Genomic DNA, 19331 nt, shown 5'->3' on the forward strand with positions numbered 1-19331 from the left:
ACTTGCCGGTGTCGGCGAATTCGCGGACCTTGCCTCCGGCCTGGTCGCGAAGATTGTAGATCTGGCCGCGCACCTGGTCGGTGACTCCGCTGCCGATGCTGGTGCCGCCGCCTTCGTCCGCCGCGGCCGAGCCGCCGGTGCCTTCAGTCGCTGTCATCTCGGTTCCTCCTGCTGAGGCGGCCGTGCCGCCCGTTCCGTCGCCGCCCGACGCGCCGATGAAGCCCGAGCTCGCCCCGCCGCCGCCGGCCGCGCCGCCAGTCTCCATGGCGCCGTTGATGATGTGATCCGTGCCTTCGGGAAGCTCGTCATTGCGAGGAGGCATAGCTTTTACTCCACCTGGTGTTGCTTTGCAGCGAGAACGGCGAGCCGTGCCTCACGTTCCGCCGCGCAGCGACGAAAGTTGCGTCGCCTGCGCCGCGCCGATAAGCCGCGCCTCGCTCCACCTCATATAGTTCAGAACGAGGCCGTAACAATGACCGCCATTCTCGACGTCCATGCCCGCCAGATTCTCGACAGCCGCGGCAATCCCACCGTCGAGGTGGACGTCCTGCTCGAGGACGGAAGCATGGGCCGGGCGGCGGTTCCATCGGGCGCTTCGACCGGCGCCCACGAGGCGGTCGAGAAACGCGACGGCGACAAGGGCAAATATCTCGGCAAGGGCGTGTGCGAGGCGGTCAATTCGGTGCGCGGCGAGATCGCCGAGGCGATCCTCGACATGGACGCCGAGGACCAGGGAGAGATCGATGCCCTGCTCATCGATCTCGACGGCACCGAGAACAAGTCGAGATTGGGCGCCAACGCCATCCTCGGGGTCAGCCTCGCCGTCGCCAAGGCGGCCGCCGAGGCCCGGGGCCTGCCGCTCTACCGCTATGTCGGCGGAGTCTCGGCGCAGCTGCTGCCGGTGCCGATGATGAACATCCTCAACGGCGGCGCCCATGCCGACAATCCGATCGACTTCCAGGAATTCATGATCATGCCGGTCGGCGCCGCGAGCTTCGCCGAGGGCCTGCGCTGCGGCGCGGAGATCTTCCATACGCTGAAGAAAGGCCTGCACGAGGCCGGCCTCGCCACGGCGGTCGGCGACGAGGGCGGCTTCGCCCCGAACCTCGCCTCCGCGCGCAAGGCGCTCGACTTCATCATGCGCTCGATCGAACAGGCCGGCTACACGCCCGGCGACGACGTCGTGCTGGCGCTCGACTGCGCCGCGACCGAGTTCTTCCGCGACGGTGCCTACCTTATGGAAGGGGAGGGCATGACCCTCTCCCCGGACGAGATGGCGGCCTTTCTCGGCCAGCTCTGCAACGACTATCCGATCGCCTCGATCGAGGACGGCATGGCCGAGGACGATCTCGCCGGCTGGAAGGCGGTCACCGACCTGCTCGGCCGCAGGATCCAGCTGGTCGGCGACGATCTCTTCGTCACCAATCCGAAGCGGCTCGCCATGGGCATCCAGGACGGGCTCGCCAATTCCATCCTGATCAAGGTCAACCAGATCGGCACGCTGACGGAGACACTCGCCGCGGTCTCGCTGGCACACCGCTCGGCCTACACTGCGGTGATGTCGCACCGCTCGGGCGAGACCGAGGACACGACCATCGCCGACCTCGCCGTCGCCACCAATTGCGGGCAGATCAAGACGGGCAGCCTCGCCCGTTCCGACCGGCTCGCCAAATATAACCAGCTGCTCCGGATCGAGGAGGAATTGGGCAGCGCCGCCATCTACGCCGGGCGGGGCGTGTTCAACGCTTCGACTCGCTAGCCGCTCGCCCCACCGGATTTCTACGCAGGCCGTCCCAAAGGGGTTGATTCTCCTTCGCTTTGCTGATTCTGTGTCGGGGCGATGACGGTGGGGCGCAATCCTTTGAAACTGATCCGGCGGGCGGCCTGGCCCGCGGCGGGGCTTCTCATCATCTGCTATTTCGTCGGCGCCGCCGTGGTCGGGGAGAACGGGGTGATGGCCTGGGGCGACTATCGCCGCGCCAAGGCCGAGCGCGGCGTGACCCTGGCCCGGCTCGAAGCGGAGCGGGCGAGGCTGCAGCACCGTTCGCAATTGCTCGATCCCGCCAATGCCGATCCCGACCTCGCCGAGGAGATGATCCGCAACCAGCTCGGCTATGTCCGGCCCGACGAGATCATCATCCCGCTCGACGATTCGACCGACGCCCGCGCCGCCGCGCAGCGTCGCTGATTTTCATCCGAATTCCCTGAGGTCCGCCAGCCGCCGGACGCCATGTTGCGCGTCCGCCCGTTTGCCGCCATAGGGCCGCAATCGAGACGAGGAGAGAGCCTTTCATGGCCAAGGCAGCAACGCCGAAGCGCGCCCCCAAAAAGGCCGCTGCTCCGGCGCCCCAGATTCCCAATCGCGAGCGACCGGACGAGCCGGTCCGCTACAAGGCGGACAAGGACGAGCTGCTCGAATTCTACCGGCAGATGCTGCTCATCCGCCGCTTCGAGGAGCGGGCCGGCCAGCTTTACGGCCTCGGCCTGATCGGCGGCTTCTGCCACCTCTATATCGGCCAGGAGGCGGTCGCGGTCGGCCTGCAGTCGGCGATGACCGTCGGCAAGGACAGCGTGATCACCGGCTATCGCGACCATGGCCACATGCTCGCCTACGGCATCGATCCCAAGGTGATCATGGCCGAGCTGACCGGGCGCCAGGCGGGCATCTCCAGGGGCAAGGGCGGCTCGATGCACATGTTCAGCGTCGAGCACGGCTTCTATGGCGGCCACGGCATCGTCGGCGCGCAGGTCAGCCTCGGCACCGGCCTCGCCTTCAAGCACAAATATGCCGAGGATGGCGGGGTCTGCCTCGCCTATTTCGGCGACGGCGCGGCGAACCAGGGCCAGGTCTATGAGAGCTTCAACATGGCCGAGCTCTGGAAGCTGCCGATCATCTTCGTGATCGAGAACAACCAGTATGCGATGGGCACGAGCGTGAACCGCGCCTCGGCCGAGGACCAGCTCTACAAGCGCGGCGAGAGCTTCCGGATCAACGGCCTGCAGGTGGACGGCATGGACGTGCTCGCGGTGCGCGGCGCCGCCGAGACGGCGCTCGACTGGGTGCGCAGCGGCAAGGGGCCGATCCTGCTCGAGCTCAAGACCTACCGCTATCGCGGCCACTCCATGTCCGACCCTGCCAAATATCGCTCGCGCGAGGAGGTGCAGGCGGTGCGCGACAAGTCCGATCCCATCGAGCATGCGAAGAAGGAGCTGGAAGGGATGGGCGTGTCCGAGGTCGAGCTCAAGGCGATCGACAACGAGATCAAGAAGATCGTCGTCGAGGCCGCCGACTTCGCCGAGCAGGCGCCCGAGCCGGATCCGTCCGAACTCCATACCGACGTGCTGGTGGGGAGCTACTGATGGCGATCGAGATCAGGATGCCGGCTCTGTCCCCGACCATGGAGGAGGGGACGCTCGCCAAATGGCTGGTCAAGGAAGGCGACAAGGTCGCCGCCGGCGACATCCTCGCCGAGATCGAGACCGACAAGGCGACGATGGAGTTCGAGGCGGTCGACGAGGGTGTGATCAGCCGGATCCTGGTGCCCGAGGGCACGGACGAGGTGAAGGTCGGCGCGGTGATCGCGGTCATGGCCGCGGAGGGCGAGAATGCCTCGGCGCCGGCTCCCGCGCCGGCTCCCGCACCCGCCGCACCTGCGCCTTCCCCGGCGCCCGCGGCCGAGACTCCGGCGCCCGAATCCGCCTCGCCGACTCCGCATCAGATGGAGACCGCCGCGCGCGATCTCGTCGCCGCGGTCGCGCATACGGTGGACGAGCCCGACGTGCCGGCCGGCACCGAGCTGGTGAAGACAACGGTGCGCGAGGCGCTCCGCGACGCCATGGCCGAGGAGATGCGGGCCGACGGCCGCGTCTTCGTGATGGGCGAGGAGGTCGCCGAATATCAGGGCGCCTACAAGGTCACCCAGGGCCTGCTCGACGAGTTCGGGCCGAAGCGCGTGATCGACACGCCGATCACGGAATATGGCTTTGCCGGCGTCGGGACGGGCGCGGCGATGGGCGGTCTCAAGCCGGTCATCGAGTTCATGACCTTCAACTTCGCCATGCAGGCGATCGACCACATCATCAATTCGGCGGCGAAGACCAACTATATGTCCGGCGGGCAGATGCGCTGCCCGATCGTCTTCCGCGGTCCGAACGGCGCCGCGGCCCGGGTCGGCGCGCAGCACAGCCAGAATTACGGGCCCTGGTACGCCTCGGTGCCGGGGCTGGTGGTGATCGCGCCTTATTCGGCGGCCGACGCCAAGGGCCTGCTCAAGGCGGCGATCCGCTCCGAGGACCCGGTCGTCTTCCTCGAGAACGAGCTTTTGTACGGACAGAGCTTCGACGTTCCGAAGCTCGACGACTACGTCCTCCCGATCGGCAAGGCGAAGGTCGTGAAGCAGGGCAAGGACGTCACTCTGGTCTCCTATTCGATCGGGGTCGGCGTCGCGCTCGAGGCGGCTGCCGCGCTCGCCGGCGAGGGCATCGATGCGGAGGTGATCGACCTCCGCACCTTGCGCCCGCTCGACAAGGCGACCGTGCTGGCGAGCCTCAAGAAGACCAACCGCATGGTCTGCGTCGAGGAAGGCTGGCCGGTCTGCTCGATCTCCTCCGAGCTCCAGGCGATCGCGATGGAGGAGGGGTTCGACTATCTCGACGCTCCCGTCCTGCGCGTCACCGACGTCGATGTCCCGCTGCCTTATGCTGCGAACCTCGAGAAACTGGCGCTGGTGAAGTCGGCGGACGTCGTCGCTGCTGCGAAGAAGGTTTGCTACCGCTAGATTGCGGGTGATGGATCTCGATCCCGACCGGACGCTCGCGCTCGCCTATGTCCCGGCCGCGGTGCGCCCGGCGGTCGCCGCGCTGTGGCGGCTCGACGCCGGCTTCGGCGCGATCCTCGCCACCGGCACCCAGCCCCTGGTCTCGCAGATGCGGCTCGCCTGGTGGCGGGAGGCGCTGGAGCGGCTGGACCGGGAACCGCCGCCCGCGGAGCCCTTGCTGCAGGCGCTTGCGGCCCATGTCCTGCCGACGGCAAGCGGCGCGGAGCTGGCCGCGATGGAGGAGGGCTGGCTGATGCTGCTGGCCGAGGAGGCGCTGACCGAAGCGGAGCTGGCCCGTTACGCCGAGCTCCGGGGCGCGCAGCTGTTCGTGCTGACTGCGCGACTGCTCGGCGTGGCCGATTTCCCCGTCAGGCGGGCGGGCGCGGCCTGGGCGCTGGCCGATCTCGCCCGCCACAGCCGCCGTGCCGGTGAAGTCAAGTCGCCGCCGCCCGAGTCGAAGACGAAATGGCCGAAACGGCTCCGTCCACTTGGCATGTTGGCAATGCTTGCGAGACGTGATCTTGAACGGCTTGGACGAAAACCGGAAAGACCCGGAAGCCCGGCCCGCATCCTACGGATGATGCAGCACCGGATCAGCGGATATTAATCCATTTTGGATGAAATAACCGCATATATTTTGCATTTTCGATGAGCAATGACTAGCATCGTCTCCGGACAGGGGAGGACGTGATGCTGCGATTCCTTACCGGCGCCGGATCGGCGACTTTGCTTCTGCTTGCCGGCTTCTTCATCTGGAAGGGTGTGGCCAACCGCAACGAGAATCCGGTGCCCGCCGCGCCGGCGGCGACCGAGGCAGCGGCGGACCTGCCGATGACCCCCGGCCGCCCGCCCTCGGCGGATTCGCGGACGCGCGAGCAGCGCCGCTTCGACCGCGCCGACCGCGACAATGACGGGCGGGTCACGGTGGAGGAAATGACCTGGCAGCGCCGCCGCAACTATCAGCGGCTCGACGCCAATCATGACGGCCAGCTGAGCTTCGAGGAATGGGCCTCCGCGACCTTGCGCAAGTTCGCCGAGGCGGATGCGAACAACGATCGCGCCCTCAACCGGGCCGAATTCGCCACCACCGCCCCGCGCCCGCGCCGCACTGCCAGCGCGAGGAATGCCCGCTGCGACTGCACAAACCAGCGCAGCGCCGGGGCCAGCGGCGGTGGACAGCGAGGTGCGCGCTAGGAAGCGGGTAGCCATTCCTCCAGGTCCGCCCGGGCGCGGTCGGTGTAGAGTTTCTTGCGGTCCGCTTTCTTGGTGCGGCCGGCGTTCAGCGGGGGGAAGAGGCCGAAATTGACGTTCATCGGCTGGTAGCTCGCCGCGTCGGCGCCGCCGGTAATATGGCCAAGCAGCGCCCCCAGAGCTGTTGTGGGCGGAGGCGGGGGAAGGGCGTTTCCTCCCGCCTCCGCAGCCGCGAAACGGCCGGCGAGCAGGCCGACCGCCGCCGATTCCACATAGCCCTCGCAACCGGTGATCTGGCCGGCGAAGCGGATGTGCGGCGCCTTGCGCAGCCTGAGCGTGCCGTCGAGCAATTCGGGCGAATTGATGAAGGTGTTGCGGTGCAGGCCGCCGAGCCGCGCGAACTCGGCCTTCTCGAGGCCCGGGATCGTCCGGAACAGGCGCACCTGCTCGGCATGCTTCAGCTTGGTCTGGAAGCCGACCATGTTCCAGAGCGTGCCGAGCGCATTGTCCTGGCGGAGCTGGACCACCGCATAGGGCCAGCGCCCGGTCCGCGGATCGTCGAGCCCGACCGGCTTCATCGGCCCGTAGCGCAAGGTGTCCACGCCCCGCTCGGCCATCACCTCGATCGGCATGCAGCCCTCGAAATAGGGCGTGTCCTTCTCCCACTCCCGGAATTCGCCTTTCTCGCCGTCGAGCAGGCCTTGGTGGAAAGCGAGATATTGCTCCCTGGTCATGGGGCAGTTGATGTAATCCCTGGTGTCACCCTTGTCCCAGCGGCTCGCCATCCAGCAGACGTCCATGTCGATCGTGTCGCGGTGCACGATCGGCGCGATCGCGTCGAAGAAAGCGAGCGAGTCCGCGCCGGTCGCCGCGCCGATCGCCTCGGCCAGCCGGGCCGCGGTCAGCGGTCCCGTGGCGACGATGGTGAGGCCCGCGGCCGGGAGGGCGTCGATGCGCTCGCGCACGATCTCGATATTGGGATGGGCGGCGAGCCGCGCCGTCACCGCCGCCGAGAAATTGTCCCGGTCGACCGCCAGCGCCGAGCCGGCCGGTACCTTGTGCGCGTCCGCAGCCGCCATGATCACAGAGCCGAGCGCGCGCATCTCGGCATGGAGCAGCCCCACGGCGTTGCTCACCGCATCGTCCGAGCGGAAGCTGTTCGAGCAGACGAGCTCGGCGAGGCCATCCGTCTGGTGCGCCGGAGTCATCTCGCCGCCGCCGCGCATCTCGGAGAGGCGCACCTTCAATCCGGCCTCCGCGAGCTGCCAGGCCGCCTCCGAGCCGGCGAGCCCGCCGCCGATGATATGCACTTGGTAAGTCATGGCGGGCTGCGATAGTCTCCTTCACCAGCGGGAGGAAGCATGCTCGATCATGTCGGATTTGCGGTGGCCGACGCGGAACGGTCGCGTACCTTCTACGAACAGGCGCTGGCGCCGCTCGGAATCGGCCTGATCATGACCGTCACGCCGGAGCAGACGCAGTCGGGCGGTACAGCACACGGTTTCGGGAAAGACGGCAATCCGTCCTTCTGGGTCGGCGACAATGAACTTGTGGGAGAGGGGACCCATGTCGCCTTCACCGCTGCGACGCGCGCGGAAGTTGACGCCTTCCACGCCGCTGCCCTCGCCGCAGGCGGCAGAGACAATGGGAGGCCGGGCCTTCGTCCCCACTATGGGCCGAACTACTATGCGGCCTTCGTGTTCGATCCCGACCGAATCAATGTCGAGGCCGTATGTCACGCGCCCGGATAGCCGTCCCGTCGCGGTCCCGGCCCGGGCCTCTGGACTCTGGCCAGACCAGAGATATTGCGGCACTAGCCCATCTCATGACCGCCGAGACCATGTCAGACAGGCCGACGATCAGCCTCATCATCCCGGCCTATAATGAGGAGGCCTATATCGGCGCCTGCCTCGACGCGGTGATGGAGAATATTGCGGGCAAGGCGTTCGAGGTCATCGTCGTCGACAATAACAGCACCGACGGGACCAGGGCGATCGTCGAGCGCTATCCGGCGGTCACCTATGTGTTCGAGCCGGAAAAGGGGATCACGCGCGCCCGCCAGCGCGGCTTCCTGACGGCGAAGGGCGACATCCTCGCTTATGTCGACGCCGACACCCATCCGCCGGCGGGCTGGATCGAGCAGATCTGGGAGCAGTTCGGCAGGAACCAGAAGCTCGCCTCGCTGTCCGGGCCGTACAGTTTCTACGACCTCGCCGGCTGGCGCAACAAGGTCGCCTCGGGCTGGTTCGTCGCGGCGCGGCCGCTCTACGGGATCATCGGCTACATGCTGGTCGGCGGCAATTTCGCGATCCGCCGCGACGTGCTGGAGAAGATGGGCGGCTTCGATCCGAAGATCGAATTCTACGGCGAGGATGCGGACATCGCCAAGCGCGCCAGGAAATATGGGGAAGTGCTCTTCCACCCCCGCTTCGTGATGCCGACCTCGGGCCGGCGCCTGCAGAAGCATGGCTATCTCCGGATGGCCGGCCTCTATTTCGTCAACTTCTTCTCCATCGTGTTCCGCGGCAAGCCCGCGACCAAAGGCTATACAGACGTCAGATGACCGGCCCCGCACGCATCTTCACCATCGGCTATGAGGGCGCCACCCAGGCAGAGCTGGTCGCGGCGCTGCAGGCTGCCGGCGTCGAGCGGGTGATCGATGTCCGCGCCGTGCCGCTGTCGCGCAAGCCCGGCTTCTCGAAGAACGTGCTGGCGGCGGGCCTGAAGGAAGCCGGGATCGACTATGTCCACCTGAAGGCGCTGGGCACGCCGCCCGCCGGCCGGGAGGCCGCGCGCAAGGGGCGGATGGACGAGATGCGGCGCATCTTCGCGGCGCAGCTCGAAACGCCGGAAGCCGGCATGGAGGCGGCGCAGATGACCGCCCTCGCGGGAGAGAAGCCGTCGGCGCTGCTCTGCTTCGAGCGGGATCCGGCCGGCTGCCACCGCACGCCGCTGCACGAGACGGTGCTGCCGGACGTCGAGGTCGTCGACCTCTACGTCTGAGCCCGGTCCCCGCCGCCCGAATCCGCATCCTCCGGCCAGCGCGCGAAGGCGCGGCAGATGAGGCCGCAGGCGAGGCCGGTGACGAGCAGGGCGACCCCGAGCAGGCGGTAGGTGGAGAGCAGGTCCGGAAAGAGCAGGCAGATCAGGCCGGCCAGCACCGCGCCGGCCAGCATCCAGGCCAGCCAGGAGCGGGCGCCCCGGAACATCGCGCCGAGCACCGCCATCCCCGCCGCCCCCAGGGTCATCGGCAGGATGGCGGACAGGAAGACGTAGCGGACCGACAGCAGCAGGATGAAGGGCAGGGCCTGGTTCCCGGCCCAGTCGAACACTTCGCCGCCCCGCGAGGCGACCAGCCCCGTCAGCAGGGTCCCGCTGATGAAGAAGACCGGGCCGGCGGCGAGCGCGGCGACGACGATCCCGGCGAGCAGCCGCGGCCCGTCGACCAGCCGCTGCCTTCTATTCGGTTCCGGCGTCAGCTTCATCCATGCCTTCCACCGTCTCCGCCACGGTCTCGCCTTCCTCCTCGCTCTCCTCGATCCGCGCGGCCGAGACGACATGTTCGTCCTCCGCCACGTTGAACAGGCGCACGCCGGCGCTGGAGCGGCCGATCACCCTGGTGTCGCCGACGCTCATCCGGATCATCTTGGCCTGGTCGGTGACCAGCATCAGCTGCTCGCCATGATGGGCAGGGAAGGAAGCGACGACCGGGCCGTTGCGGGCCAGATTGTCGATATTGGTGATCCCCTGGCCGCCGCGGTTGGTCCGCCGATATTCATAGGCGGAGGAGCGTTTGCCGTAGCCGTTGGCGCAGACGGTGAGGATGAACTCCTCCGCCGCCTCGAACTCGGCCATGCGCTCGGGCGACAGGCTCGTCTCGCGCTCGCCTTCCTTCCAGGGCGCGGCCCGCAAATAGGCGTCGCGCTCCTCGGTTGTGGCCTCGAAGCCCCGGAGGATGGAGAGCGAGATCACCTCGTCGTCGCCGACCATGCGGGCGCCGCGCACGCCGGCGGCAGTGCGGCTCTGGAACTCGCGCACGTCCGTTGCCGAGAAACGGATCGCCTTGCCGTTCCGCGTCGCGAGCAGCACGTCGTCCTCCTCGGTGAGCAGGGAGACGCCGATCAACCGGTCCTCCGACCCCTCGTCGAACCGCATCGCGATCTTGCCGTTCGAGGGGACGTTGGTGAAGGCATCCATCGAGTTGCGCCGCACCGTGCCGCGGGCGGTCGCGAACATGACGTGGAGCTTGCCCCACTCATTCTCATCCTCGGGCAGCGGCAGCACGGTCGAGATCGTCTCCCCCTCTGCGAGCGGCAGCAGGTTCACCATCGGCCGGCCGCGGGCCTGGGGTGCGCCCTCGGGCAGGCGCCACACCTTGAGCCGGTAGACCTTGCCCGCGGTGGAGAAGAACAGGACCGGCGTGTGCGTCGAGGTCACGAACAATTTCGTGACCGCATCCTCTTCCTTCGTGGCCATGCCGGCGCGGCCCTTGCCGCCGCGGGCCTGGGTGCGGAACGCCTCGAGCGGGGTGCGCTTGATGTAGCCGCCCAGGGTGACGGTCACGACCATGTCCTCGCGCTCGATCAGGTCCTCGTCGTCGACCCCATCCAAGGACGGCGCGATCTCGGTGACGCGCGGCGTCGCAAAGGCCTCCGCGATCTCGTCGAACTCCGCGCGCATCACTGCATAGAGCCGCACGCGATCGCCGAGGATCTCGAGCAATTCGCCGATCGAGGTGGCGAGTTCGCGCAGCTCGCCGGCAATCTCGTCGCGGCCGAGCGCGGTCAGCCGGTGCAGGCGCAGCTCGAGGATGGCGCGCACCTGCGCCTCGGAGAGACGGTAGCTGTCGCCCGCAATCTCGGTCTCCACCGCCTCGACCAGGCGGATATAGGGCGCGATCTCGGCGACCGGCCATTCGCGCGCGAGCAGCGAAGCGCGTGCCTCGCCGGGAGAGGCGGAGCCGCGGATGATCCGCACCACCTCGTCCAGATTGGTGACCGCAATGACCAGGCCGAGCAACAGATGCGCCCGCTCCCGCGCCTTGGCGAGCTCATATTTGGAGCGCCGGGTGATCACCTCCTCGCGGAAGCGGACGAAGCTCTCGATGATGTCGCGCAGGGTCAAGGTCTCGGGCCGGCCGCCGCGGATGGCGAGCATGTTGGCCGGGAAGCTCGACTGGGCCGGCGTGTGCCGCCAGAGCTGGTTCAGCACCACGTCCGGCGTCGCGTCGCGCTTGAGGTCGATGACCACGCGCACGCCCTCGCGGTTGGATTCGTCGCGAATGTCGGAAATGCCCTCGACGCGCTTGTCCTTGGCCGCCTCGGCGATCTTCTCGACCAGGCCGCTCTTGCCGACCTGGTAGGGAATGGAGGTCAGCACGATCGAGCGGCGGTCGCCGCGGCCTTCCTCGATCTCGTGGCGGGCGCGCATGATGATCGAGCCCTTGCCGGTGAGATAGGCGCTGCGCGCGCCGGCCTGGCCGAGGATCAGGGGCCGGGTCGGGAAATCGGGGGCCGGGACATGCTCCATCAGCGCTTCGGAGCTGATCGAGGGATCGTCCATATAGGCTTTGCAGGCGGCGATGACCTCGCCCAGATTGTGCGGCGGGATATTCGTCGCCATGCCGACCGCGATGCCGCCGGCGCCGTTCACCAGCAGGTTCGGGAAGCGGGCGGGCAGGACGGTCGGTTCGGTCAGCGAGGCATCGTAATTCGGGGTGAAGTCGACCGTGTCCTTGTCGAGATCCTCGAGCAGGGTCATCGCGACCTTGGCGAGCCGCGCCTCGGTGTAGCGCTCCGCCGCGGGCGGATCGGGGTCCATCGAGCCGAAATTGCCCTGGCCGTCGATCAGCGGCACGCGCATCGACCAGTCCTGCGTCATGCGGGCGAGCGCGTCGTAGATCGCGAGATTGCCGTGCGGGTGGTAATTGCCCATCGTGTCGCCGACGATCTTGGCCGACTTGCGATAGGGCCGGCCGGCCACGAAGCCGCCCTGCTGGCAGGCGTAGAGGATGCGCCGATGCACCGGCTTCAGCCCGTCGCGCACGTCCGGCAGCGCGCGCGCGACGATCACCGACATGGCATAGTCGAGATAGGAGGTCTTCATCTCCTCGACGATGGAGATGGGGGAAATGTCGCTGGACTCGATGGTCGGCGGTACGCTGGCCAATGGGATTTCCTGGGTTGTTGTCTGTGTGAGAAAGCGCGACTGCGCTGGCGAAGCGGAACCCTAGACCATGCCGGGGCCCCTGACCACCCCGCGCGCACGCGCGTGTACGCGCGCGCGAGGAAATCCGGTGGAAAACCGCAGAAAAGTGCCTTTTATCAGATATATTGCGGCGACCGCCCAGTTCAACGGCGGTTCATTGGCCCGGCCCTAGAAAGCGACCCGCATAAGCGTTAGAAGCCACCGCCCGATTGCCGGAGACGGGTGGATTCGCCATGACCCGGCACTTGCGACAGGAGGCTTCCCGATGAAAGCTTTGACGGCCCTGACAGCTGCCTTGCTGGCCACGGCCGGGCTTTCCCTCGCGGCGCAGGCGCAAACGCCGCGCTCGCTCAATCTCAGCCGCGAGGAGCGGGACGCGATCGCCGCCCTCCAGGCCGCGTCGGCCGGCGTCGACCGGGCGGCGCAGGATGCCGCCCTGGCGTCGGCGCGGGCCCGCGCGCAGGGCGCGTCGGCCCGCTATGCGGTCGCCCATTATCAGTTCCAGATCGGCCGTCAGCGCAACGATAATGCGATGCAGACCCAGGGCGCCGAGGCGATGATCGAAAGCGGCCTGGTGACGCCCGAGGAAGCGCCCGGCCTGGTCGCCTATCTCGCGGGCCGCGCGCTTGCCGGCCGCGACGCGACGAAGACCGACCGGCTGATCGCCAGGCTCGTGGAGCTGCAGCCGAACAACAGCGCCGCGCTCGTCGATTACGGCCAGTATACGGCGAGCCATCTCACAACCGCCCGGCGCCCGGCCGCGATCACTATCCGCACCAATGCGGTCAGCCTGTTCCAGCGCGCGGTCGCCGCGGACCGGGCGGCCGGGCGGGTTTCGCCGGAGAGCTGGTATCTGCGTGGGCTTGCCGTCGCTTATGACGGGACCCGCCCGCCGATCAGCAATGCGAGCTTCGCGCCCGCGACTTTGGCCTTCGCGCGCGGGCTGGTCGAGGCCTATCCGACACCGTCCAACTGGCGCGACGCGCTCGCCGCCTATCGCGACCTCGCCGGGGATCCGGTGCTCGATCTCGACATCCGCCGGCTGATGCGCGCGGCCGGCGTGCTGGCCGGCGAGCGCGACTATATGGAATTTGCCGGCGCGCTTGCCGACGCGCGGCTGATCGGCGAGGCGCGGGCGGTGATCGACGAGGGCCTGCAGCGCAACATGGTCGAGACCGCGCGCATCGCGCCCGCGCTGGCCGGGCGGATCGCGCCCCGCGCCGTGGCCGCCGATCGTGCGGCCCTGCCCGGGCTGAGGACGCGTGCGCAGAGCGGCACCGGCGCAGCCGCGCGCGCGGCGGGAGACAATTTCTACGCCTACGGCCAATATGCGGAGGCGGCCGCGCTCTACGGCCTTGCCCTGCAAAAAGGCGGGGAGGATCCCAATCTCGTCAACCTGCGCCTCGGTGCCGCGCTCGCCATGGCGGGCCGCCGGCCCGAGGCCGAAGCGGCGCTGCGGCTGGTAACCGGCCCGCGCGCCGACCTTGCCGCCTTCTGGCTGACCTGGCTGTCGCGTCGGCCGGCCTGATTTCATTTTGTCGTTTTGTGCGAACAGGAGACATTTCGATGACCATCCAAAAGGCCGCCCTGGCGATCACAGCGCTGGTCGGCGGGGCCGCGCCGGCCCTGGCCCAGGGTTACGGAGCGCCGACGCCGCCGCCGCCCCAGCCCCAGATTGAGAGGCCCCCGCCGCGGACTGCTCCCGCGCAGTCCGGGCAGGCCGCCCAGCCCGCCCAGCCGACGCGCAATTACAATCTCACTCGGCAGGAGCGGCAGGCCTTCCAGCCCGTCATCGCCGCAGTCACCGCCGGCGACTGGGCGACGGCGACCACCGCGCTCGCGACCGCGGCCCCGGCTGCGACCAGCAATGACGGGAAATATCTGGTCGGCCAGATCCGTCTCCAGATCGGCATCAACACCCAGAACCGGGCCTTCCAGTCGCAGGGCATTGACGAGATGATCGCCTCCGGCGGCGCGCTGCCGACCGAGATGCGGGCGCTGTACGAGAACCAGCTCGAATTCGCGACCGCGGCCGGCGATACCGCCAAGGCGCAGCGCGCCATGGCCGCCCTCGACGCGATGAACCCGAACGATCCGACGCGCTTCATCCGTCAGGCGCAGATCCGGGCCAATGCCCGCGATTACCCGGGGGCGCTCGGTTTCTACCAACAAGCCGTCCAGGCACAACAGCGCGCCGGCCAGGCGATCCCGGCCGCCTGGCGACAGCAAATGGCAGCTCTGGCCTATCAGTCCCGATCGCCGGACACGATGCGCTATTTCCGCGAGTGGCTGGCCGCAGCGCCGAGCCCGAGCAGCTGGCACGATGTCCTGGCCCTTTACGCGAGTACCAATGCCAGCTTCAAACTGGATACGTACCGGCTCATGCGCGCCGCTGGCGCGATGAACTCCGAGCGCGACTTCATCGAGCTGTCCGAGGCCGCCAACCAGGTCCGCGCGTTCGGCGAGGTCAAGGCGGTGCTCGAGGACGGATTGCGGCGTAATCTGATCACGCAGAATGCGGGTTATGCGCGAGAGCGCATCGAGCTTGCCACCCGGCGCGCGGCCGACGACCGCGGCTCGCTGGCGGAAGGCCGCCGGGCTGCGCTCGCCGGGCGTGATGCCGCGGCCGCGCTTGCCATGGGTGATGCCTATTACGGCTATGGCGAATACGGGCCGGCTGCCGAGCTCTACCGCGCGGCGCTGCAGAAGGGCGCGGAGGCCGGCCTCGGCAACACGCGGCTCGGCGCCGCGCTCGCCATGGCGGGGCAGCGCGCCGAGGCGGAGGCGGCGTTCCGCGCCGTCACCGGGCCGCGGGCCGAGCTCGCCCAGCTCTGGCTGCTCTGGCTCTCCACCCGCACGAGCTGAGCGATTTCCAGTCGGATGATCATATCCGGCGACTCGGAAATCGCGGCAGGAAGAGCTCGGAGCGTTCGATCCGACATGGTTGGATTGAGCGCTCCGCGCGTCCCGATTTGAGCCGCACTCAATAAGGCGCTTTCGCACGGCCTGCCCGCGAGTTAGGCGGTGCGGATGCGTTTCGACGACATGCTTGCCACCGTGCTGGGCCAGGCCGCGGACCGGCCTGACCGGTGCACCGCGCGCTGGCGCCAGCTCGTCGACCTGCTCGCCCAGCAGCGCAGCGGGATCGGCGGTGAGCAGGAAGAAGCGGCCTATGCGTGGCTCCGCAAGGCCCGGCGCGGCATCGATCCCGAAATCCGCCGCCAATCGGCGCGGTCGCTGGCGGGCCGGGCTGTCGACCCCGACCTCGTCGCCTTCTTCGCCGAGGATATGCCCTCGATCGCAGCGCCCTTGATCGGCGGCGTCCGGCTCGACAGCGAGACCTGGCTGGGGCTGTTGCCTCGGCTCGGGCCCGCCGCGCGGTCGCTCTTGCGGCACCGGCAGGATCTGGCGCCGGAGGTGAGGGCGGCGCTCGGCGCCTTCGGCCCGAGCGACTTCCGGCTCGAAGGGGGTTCGGAACGGTCGGCGGAAACGCCCGCGCCCGCACCGGCGGGCGGCGATTCCCAGATCCGCGAGCTGGTCGACCGGATCGAGGCCTATCGCCAGCGCCGCGAGGCGCAGGCCCATGCCCCGGCCGCGGCCGCGAACAGCGCCGAGAGCTTCCGCTGGGAGACCGGCACGGACGGCGTCCTCGTCTGGGTCGAGGGCGCGCCCCGGGGCGCCTTGGTCGGGCAGAGCATCGCCTGGGTCGCGGGCCGCGGCCAGCATGGCGTGGACGGCCAGGCGGCCGGCGGCTTCGAGAAGCGCAGCCCGTTCCGCGACGCGCGTTTCACCGTCGCGGGGGAGGGGCCCGCCTCGGGCGACTGGCGGATTTCCGGCATTCCCTTCTTCGATACGGCGAGCGGGGCCTTCCAGGGCTATCGCGGGACCGCCCGGCGCCCCCGTCCGGACGAGATTGCCCAGAGCGCCCTCGAGGCGGTGGCCGAGGGCGTGTTCGGCACGGAATTCCCCGCCGACTCGCTGCGCCAGCTGATCCACGAGCTGCGCACCCCGCTCAACGCGATCATCGGCTTCGCGGAGATGATCGAGGGCCAGTATATGGGCCCGGCCGCCATGCCCTATCGCGGCCGCGCGGCGACGATCATGGAGCAGGCGCGGAGCCTGCTGAGCGCCGTCGACGATCTCGACACCGCCGCGCGGATCGAATCGCGCCGTCTCGAGCTGGCGGAGGGCGCCACCGACGCCGTCGCCCTGCTGGCCCGGCTGCACGAAAGCTATGCCCGGGTCGCCGCCCAGCGCGGTGCCGCGATCGAGCTGCGGATCGAGGAAGGCCTGCCGCTCGCCCGTGTTGAGCCGGGCGCCGCCGAGCGGATGTTCGGCCGCCTGCTCGCCGGAACGATCGGCCTGGCCGGGGAGGGCGAGGCGATCGGCCTTGCGCTCGGGCTGGTCGCCGAGCGCCGGGCGCCGGTCCTGCAGCTCTCACTCGGCCGCCCGCGGGCGATCGCCGGGCTCGACGAGCGCGAACTGCTCGATCCCGGGTACAGCCCGGACGGCGACTGGCCGGGCGCGCCCGCGCTGGGCCTCGGCTTCGCCTTGCGCCTGGTCCGCAACCTCGCAGAGGCGGCGGGCGGATCGCTCGACGTCGCGCCGGACGGCTTCATCCTGACGCTGCCGGCGGTCACCGCCGAGACGGAGACGCCCAGCCGCAGCGAGGGCTCGGTCTGAGCTTTCACATTGCCGCGAAGGCCCCCGCATGGCATGGCGCGGCGGGGCCTGTAGCTCAACGGTAGAGCCGGCCGCTCATAACGGCTTGGTTGCAGGTTCGAATCCTGCCGGGCCCACCAGCCTTCGCAATGGCGCGGGCCGGTTAGCCAGGGTCGGGGAGTAGCGCAGCCTGGTAGCGCATCTGCTTTGGGAGCAGAGGGTCGCAGGTTCGAATCCTGTCTCCCCGACCAGCTATTTCCCGCTTGCGAGCGCCTGCTCGACCGCCGCGGCCAGCGCCTCCGGCGTATAGGGCTTCAGGATTACCGGCCGCCCGCCGGCCCCGGAGCGGGCGATCTCGTCGCTATAGCCGGTGGTCAGGATGACGGGCAGGCGGGGGCGTTGCTCGGCGAGCCGTCCGGCCAGGTCGAGCCCGCTCATCCCGGGCATGACCACATCGGTGAAGACCAGGTCGAACCGGTCGGCCAGCGCCCGCTCCAGCGCCTCCTCGCCCGACTGCGCGCGCACGACGTCATGACCCAACTCACCGAGCAGGTGCGCGGCGAAGGCGCCGACCTCGTCATTGTCCTCGACGAGCAGGATGCGCCCGGTCCGCCCGCGCTTCAGCGCCGCGCGTTCGGTCGTCCGGGGCGGCTCGGGCAGCGCGCCCCGCCGGGGCAGGAGCAGGGTGACAATGGTGCCGCGCCCGACCGCCGATTCGATCCGGACGTCACCGCCCGACTGGCTGGCGAAGCCGTAGACTTGGCTGAGCCCCAGGCCCGTCCCCTTGCCGGTCATCTTCGTGGTGAAGAAGGGCTCGAAGGCGCGGTCAAGCGTATCCTCGTCCATGCCGGCGCCGCTGTCGCTGACGGATAGCGCGATCATCTCGCCCTTTTCCGCGTCGGTGACGGGCGAGGTGCGGATCTCGAGGCGGCCGCCCTCGGGCATGGCGTCGCGCGCATTGACTGCGATGTTGAGCAAAGCCGATTCGAGCTGGGCGCGGTCCGCCTCCACCGTGCAGGCCCCCGGCGCCAGCGTCGTGACCACTTCGATCCGCTCGCCCAGCGTCCGGTCCAGCAGGTCCGTCATGTCCCGGATCAGCGCGTTGGCGTCGATCATCTCGGGCCTGAGCGGCTGGCGGCGGGCGAAGGCGAGCAGCTGGCCGGTCAGCGCGGCCGCCTTGCCCGAGGCCTGCACGACCGCCTCGGCGAAGCGGATGCGCTTCTCCTCCGACACGCCGGGCCGGCGCAGCATGTCGGCCGAGCCCTGGATCACGGTCAGCAGATTGTTGAAATCATGCGCGATGCCGCCGGTGAGCTGGCCCAGCGCCTGCATCTTGTGCGCCTGGCGCAACTGCTCCTCGGCCTTGCCGCGCTCGCTGACCTGGACCTTGAGCTCCGCATTGGCGTCGGCGAGCGCGTCGGCGCGTTCCTCGAGCGTGCGATTGGCCCGCCGCAGCGCGCCCTGTGCGACGCCGGTCACGCCGACCACCAAAGCCGCCATCACGATCAGCAGGCCGATGACCAGATAGCGGGTCAGCCGCCGCGAGACCGGTTCAGGGTCGGTGACGAGCACGACCGTCCCGATCCGCTCGCCCCGGCTCGTCACCGGCACCTCGGAAGCCACCGCATTCTCCGGCGTCGGCAGCCGGTCGGCGAAGGTGGGAAGCGGGGCCTGGCCGTCGCGGCCATAGCCGGCGACCAGGGTACCGTGCTCGTTATAGACACCGACGCTGCGCACCTGGCGGTTGACCCGGATCGCGCTCACCGCCTCGCTCGCCGCCACCCGGTCCTCGAAGTCCAGCGCCGCGGTGACGCTGGCCGCCAGGATTTCCGCCTGCACCCGCGTCTCCTGCTCCTGCAGGTCGCGATAGGCGGCCTCGCTCTGCATGATCACGCCGATGCCGACGAGCAGCAGCAGGACGACCGCAGCGACGATCGCCGCCGGCGCGTCGATCCAGGTCCGGGGAAGGCGGGGCCGCTTCGCCATCAGCGCCTCTGCGTCACGCCGGCGGCAAGGGCGAGCAGCCGCGAGCTGATCGTCAGCCCGCGCCGCGCCGCCTCGGCGTCGTTGATGAAAAAGCGCACCCGCCCGGAGAGGTTGGTGAAGTGGATCATGCCGCGCTGCGGGCCGGCGCGCGCATCGGTGATGGTGAGCACCGGCAGGTTGCGCAGCGCCAGCAGCAGCCGGCCGGTATCGGCAGGCTGGCGGCCCTGGACGAAGGCCAGATGGCAGGCGCCGGCCCCCCGTTCGTCGGGCAGCCGCCGCACCATGACGCCGTGCCCGTCGATCTGCTCGGCCGCGGCGGCGGCGTCGAGCAGGCGGCCGAACGGGTCGCGGCCGATCGCGCAGAGCATGAAGGGCGCGCCGGCGCCCGGCTGGCGCTGGGCGGGCCAGCCGACATAGCGGGCGAATTTGGGCAGGAAGGTCGCCTTCACCGCTTCCTCGGTCGGCTGG

At 69.1% G+C, this 19331-nt stretch carries 17 protein-coding genes, 2 tRNA genes and 1 pseudogene; 14 read left to right on the top strand and 6 right to left on the bottom strand.

Features of this window, described 5'->3' with window-relative positions; translation table 11 throughout:
- Nucleotides 1-322, bottom strand: a pseudogene (locus VEC11_RS02810) (hypothetical protein); the annotation flags it as partial.
- Nucleotides 323-472: 150 nt separating this feature from the next.
- On the opposite strand from VEC11_RS02810, the gene eno reads away from it, so the two are divergent.
- The 6 genes from eno (at nucleotide 473) to VEC11_RS02840 (ending at nucleotide 6011) form a co-directional block, all read left to right on the top strand.
- A complete protein-coding gene (gene eno, locus VEC11_RS02815; protein WP_464128930.1) occupies nucleotides 473-1759 on the top strand; it encodes a phosphopyruvate hydratase in 1287 nt (428 codons plus the stop codon).
- Between the two features lie 102 nt (nucleotides 1760-1861).
- On the top strand, nucleotides 1862-2188 hold the full coding sequence (locus VEC11_RS02820) for an FtsB family cell division protein (RefSeq protein ID WP_464128932.1): 327 nt from the start codon (nucleotides 1862-1864) through the stop codon (nucleotides 2186-2188).
- Between the two features lie 104 nt (nucleotides 2189-2292).
- Complete coding sequence (gene pdhA / locus VEC11_RS02825) at nucleotides 2293-3360, top strand: pyruvate dehydrogenase (acetyl-transferring) E1 component subunit alpha (protein ID WP_464128933.1); 1068 nt, start codon at nucleotides 2293-2295, stop codon at nucleotides 3358-3360.
- Nucleotides 3360-4778 carry a pyruvate dehydrogenase complex E1 component subunit beta gene (locus VEC11_RS02830; RefSeq protein ID WP_464128935.1) on the top strand — a complete coding sequence of 473 codons (1419 nt, stop codon included), beginning with the start codon at nucleotides 3360-3362 and terminating at the stop codon, nucleotides 4776-4778. Before pdhA ends, VEC11_RS02830 begins: the two co-directional genes overlap by 1 nt.
- A 10-nt stretch (nucleotides 4779-4788) precedes the next feature.
- Nucleotides 4789-5424: a squalene/phytoene synthase family protein gene (locus tag VEC11_RS02835; protein WP_464128936.1), complete on the top strand. Its 636-nt coding sequence runs from the start codon at nucleotides 4789-4791 to the stop codon at nucleotides 5422-5424.
- Between the two features lie 83 nt (nucleotides 5425-5507).
- Nucleotides 5508-6011 carry a histidine kinase gene (locus VEC11_RS02840; protein WP_464128939.1) on the top strand — a complete coding sequence of 168 codons (504 nt, stop codon included), beginning with the start codon at nucleotides 5508-5510 and terminating at the stop codon, nucleotides 6009-6011.
- On the opposite strand, the gene trmFO is transcribed toward VEC11_RS02840, so the two are convergent.
- The gene (gene trmFO, locus VEC11_RS02845; protein ID WP_464128941.1) at nucleotides 6008-7330 is read right to left on the bottom strand and encodes a methylenetetrahydrofolate--tRNA-(uracil(54)-C(5))-methyltransferase (FADH(2)-oxidizing) TrmFO; all 1323 of its coding nucleotides are present in this window, start codon (nucleotides 7328-7330) and stop codon (nucleotides 6008-6010) included. The genes VEC11_RS02840 and trmFO overlap by 4 nt on opposite strands.
- A 39-nt stretch (nucleotides 7331-7369) precedes the next feature.
- Here trmFO and VEC11_RS02850 point away from each other — a divergent pair, with 39 nt between their 5' ends.
- From VEC11_RS02850 to VEC11_RS02860, 3 genes are all read left to right on the top strand, one after another.
- Nucleotides 7370-7759, top strand: a complete 390-nt coding sequence (locus VEC11_RS02850) for a VOC family protein (RefSeq protein WP_464128943.1) — start codon at nucleotides 7370-7372, stop codon at nucleotides 7757-7759.
- A 74-nt stretch (nucleotides 7760-7833) separates the two neighbouring features.
- Nucleotides 7834-8571, top strand: coding sequence for a glycosyltransferase family 2 protein (locus tag VEC11_RS02855; protein WP_464128944.1), 738 nt, complete (start codon nucleotides 7834-7836; stop codon nucleotides 8569-8571).
- Nucleotides 8568-9011 carry a DUF488 domain-containing protein gene (locus tag VEC11_RS02860; RefSeq protein WP_464128946.1) on the top strand — a complete coding sequence of 148 codons (444 nt, stop codon included), beginning with the start codon at nucleotides 8568-8570 and terminating at the stop codon, nucleotides 9009-9011. The genes VEC11_RS02855 and VEC11_RS02860 overlap by 4 nt, the downstream gene beginning before the upstream one ends.
- On the opposite strand, the gene VEC11_RS02865 is transcribed toward VEC11_RS02860, so the two are convergent.
- Both VEC11_RS02865 and gyrA read right to left on the bottom strand, forming a co-directional pair.
- Nucleotides 9002-9493 (bottom strand): hypothetical protein, encoded by a 492-nt coding sequence (locus VEC11_RS02865; RefSeq protein WP_464128947.1) that lies wholly within the window; start codon nucleotides 9491-9493, stop codon nucleotides 9002-9004. The genes VEC11_RS02860 and VEC11_RS02865 overlap by 10 nt on opposite strands.
- Nucleotides 9468-12176: a DNA gyrase subunit A gene (gene gyrA, locus VEC11_RS02870; RefSeq protein ID WP_464128948.1), complete on the bottom strand. Its 2709-nt coding sequence runs from the start codon at nucleotides 12174-12176 to the stop codon at nucleotides 9468-9470. Before gyrA ends, VEC11_RS02865 begins: the two co-directional genes overlap by 26 nt.
- A gap of 304 nt (nucleotides 12177-12480) precedes the next feature.
- Between gyrA and VEC11_RS02875 the strand changes: the two genes are divergently transcribed.
- From VEC11_RS02875 to VEC11_RS02895, 5 genes are all read left to right on the top strand, one after another.
- Nucleotides 12481-13743: a hypothetical protein gene (locus VEC11_RS02875; RefSeq protein ID WP_464128950.1), complete on the top strand. Its 1263-nt coding sequence runs from the start codon at nucleotides 12481-12483 to the stop codon at nucleotides 13741-13743.
- 38 nt (nucleotides 13744-13781) lie between these two features.
- Entirely contained in the window at nucleotides 13782-15080 is a 1299-nt protein-coding gene (locus tag VEC11_RS02880; protein ID WP_464128951.1) for a hypothetical protein, read from the top strand.
- 165 nt (nucleotides 15081-15245) lie between these two features.
- Nucleotides 15246-16898: a sensor histidine kinase gene (locus tag VEC11_RS02885; RefSeq protein ID WP_464128954.1), complete on the top strand. Its 1653-nt coding sequence runs from the start codon at nucleotides 15246-15248 to the stop codon at nucleotides 16896-16898.
- A gap of 44 nt (nucleotides 16899-16942) precedes the next feature.
- Nucleotides 16943-17017, top strand: a tRNA-Ile gene (locus VEC11_RS02890).
- A 34-nt stretch (nucleotides 17018-17051) separates the two neighbouring features.
- Nucleotides 17052-17128: transfer RNA gene (locus VEC11_RS02895), tRNA-Pro, on the top strand.
- A 1-nt stretch (nucleotide 17129) separates the two neighbouring features.
- Here VEC11_RS02895 and VEC11_RS02900 read toward each other — a convergent pair.
- Together VEC11_RS02900 and VEC11_RS02905 are read right to left on the bottom strand one after the other, a co-directional pair.
- Nucleotides 17130-18863, bottom strand: coding sequence for an ATP-binding protein (locus VEC11_RS02900; RefSeq protein ID WP_464128955.1), 1734 nt, complete (start codon nucleotides 18861-18863; stop codon nucleotides 17130-17132).
- Complete coding sequence (locus tag VEC11_RS02905) at nucleotides 18863-19312, bottom strand: YfiR family protein (protein WP_464128957.1); 450 nt, start codon at nucleotides 19310-19312, stop codon at nucleotides 18863-18865. Before VEC11_RS02905 ends, VEC11_RS02900 begins: the two co-directional genes overlap by 1 nt.
- Nucleotides 19313-19331 lie beyond the last annotated feature (19 nt).

It is taken from the genome of Allosphingosinicella sp., from assembly GCF_035626655.1.
Taxonomy (GTDB): Bacteria; Pseudomonadota; Alphaproteobacteria; order Sphingomonadales; family Sphingomonadaceae; genus Allosphingosinicella.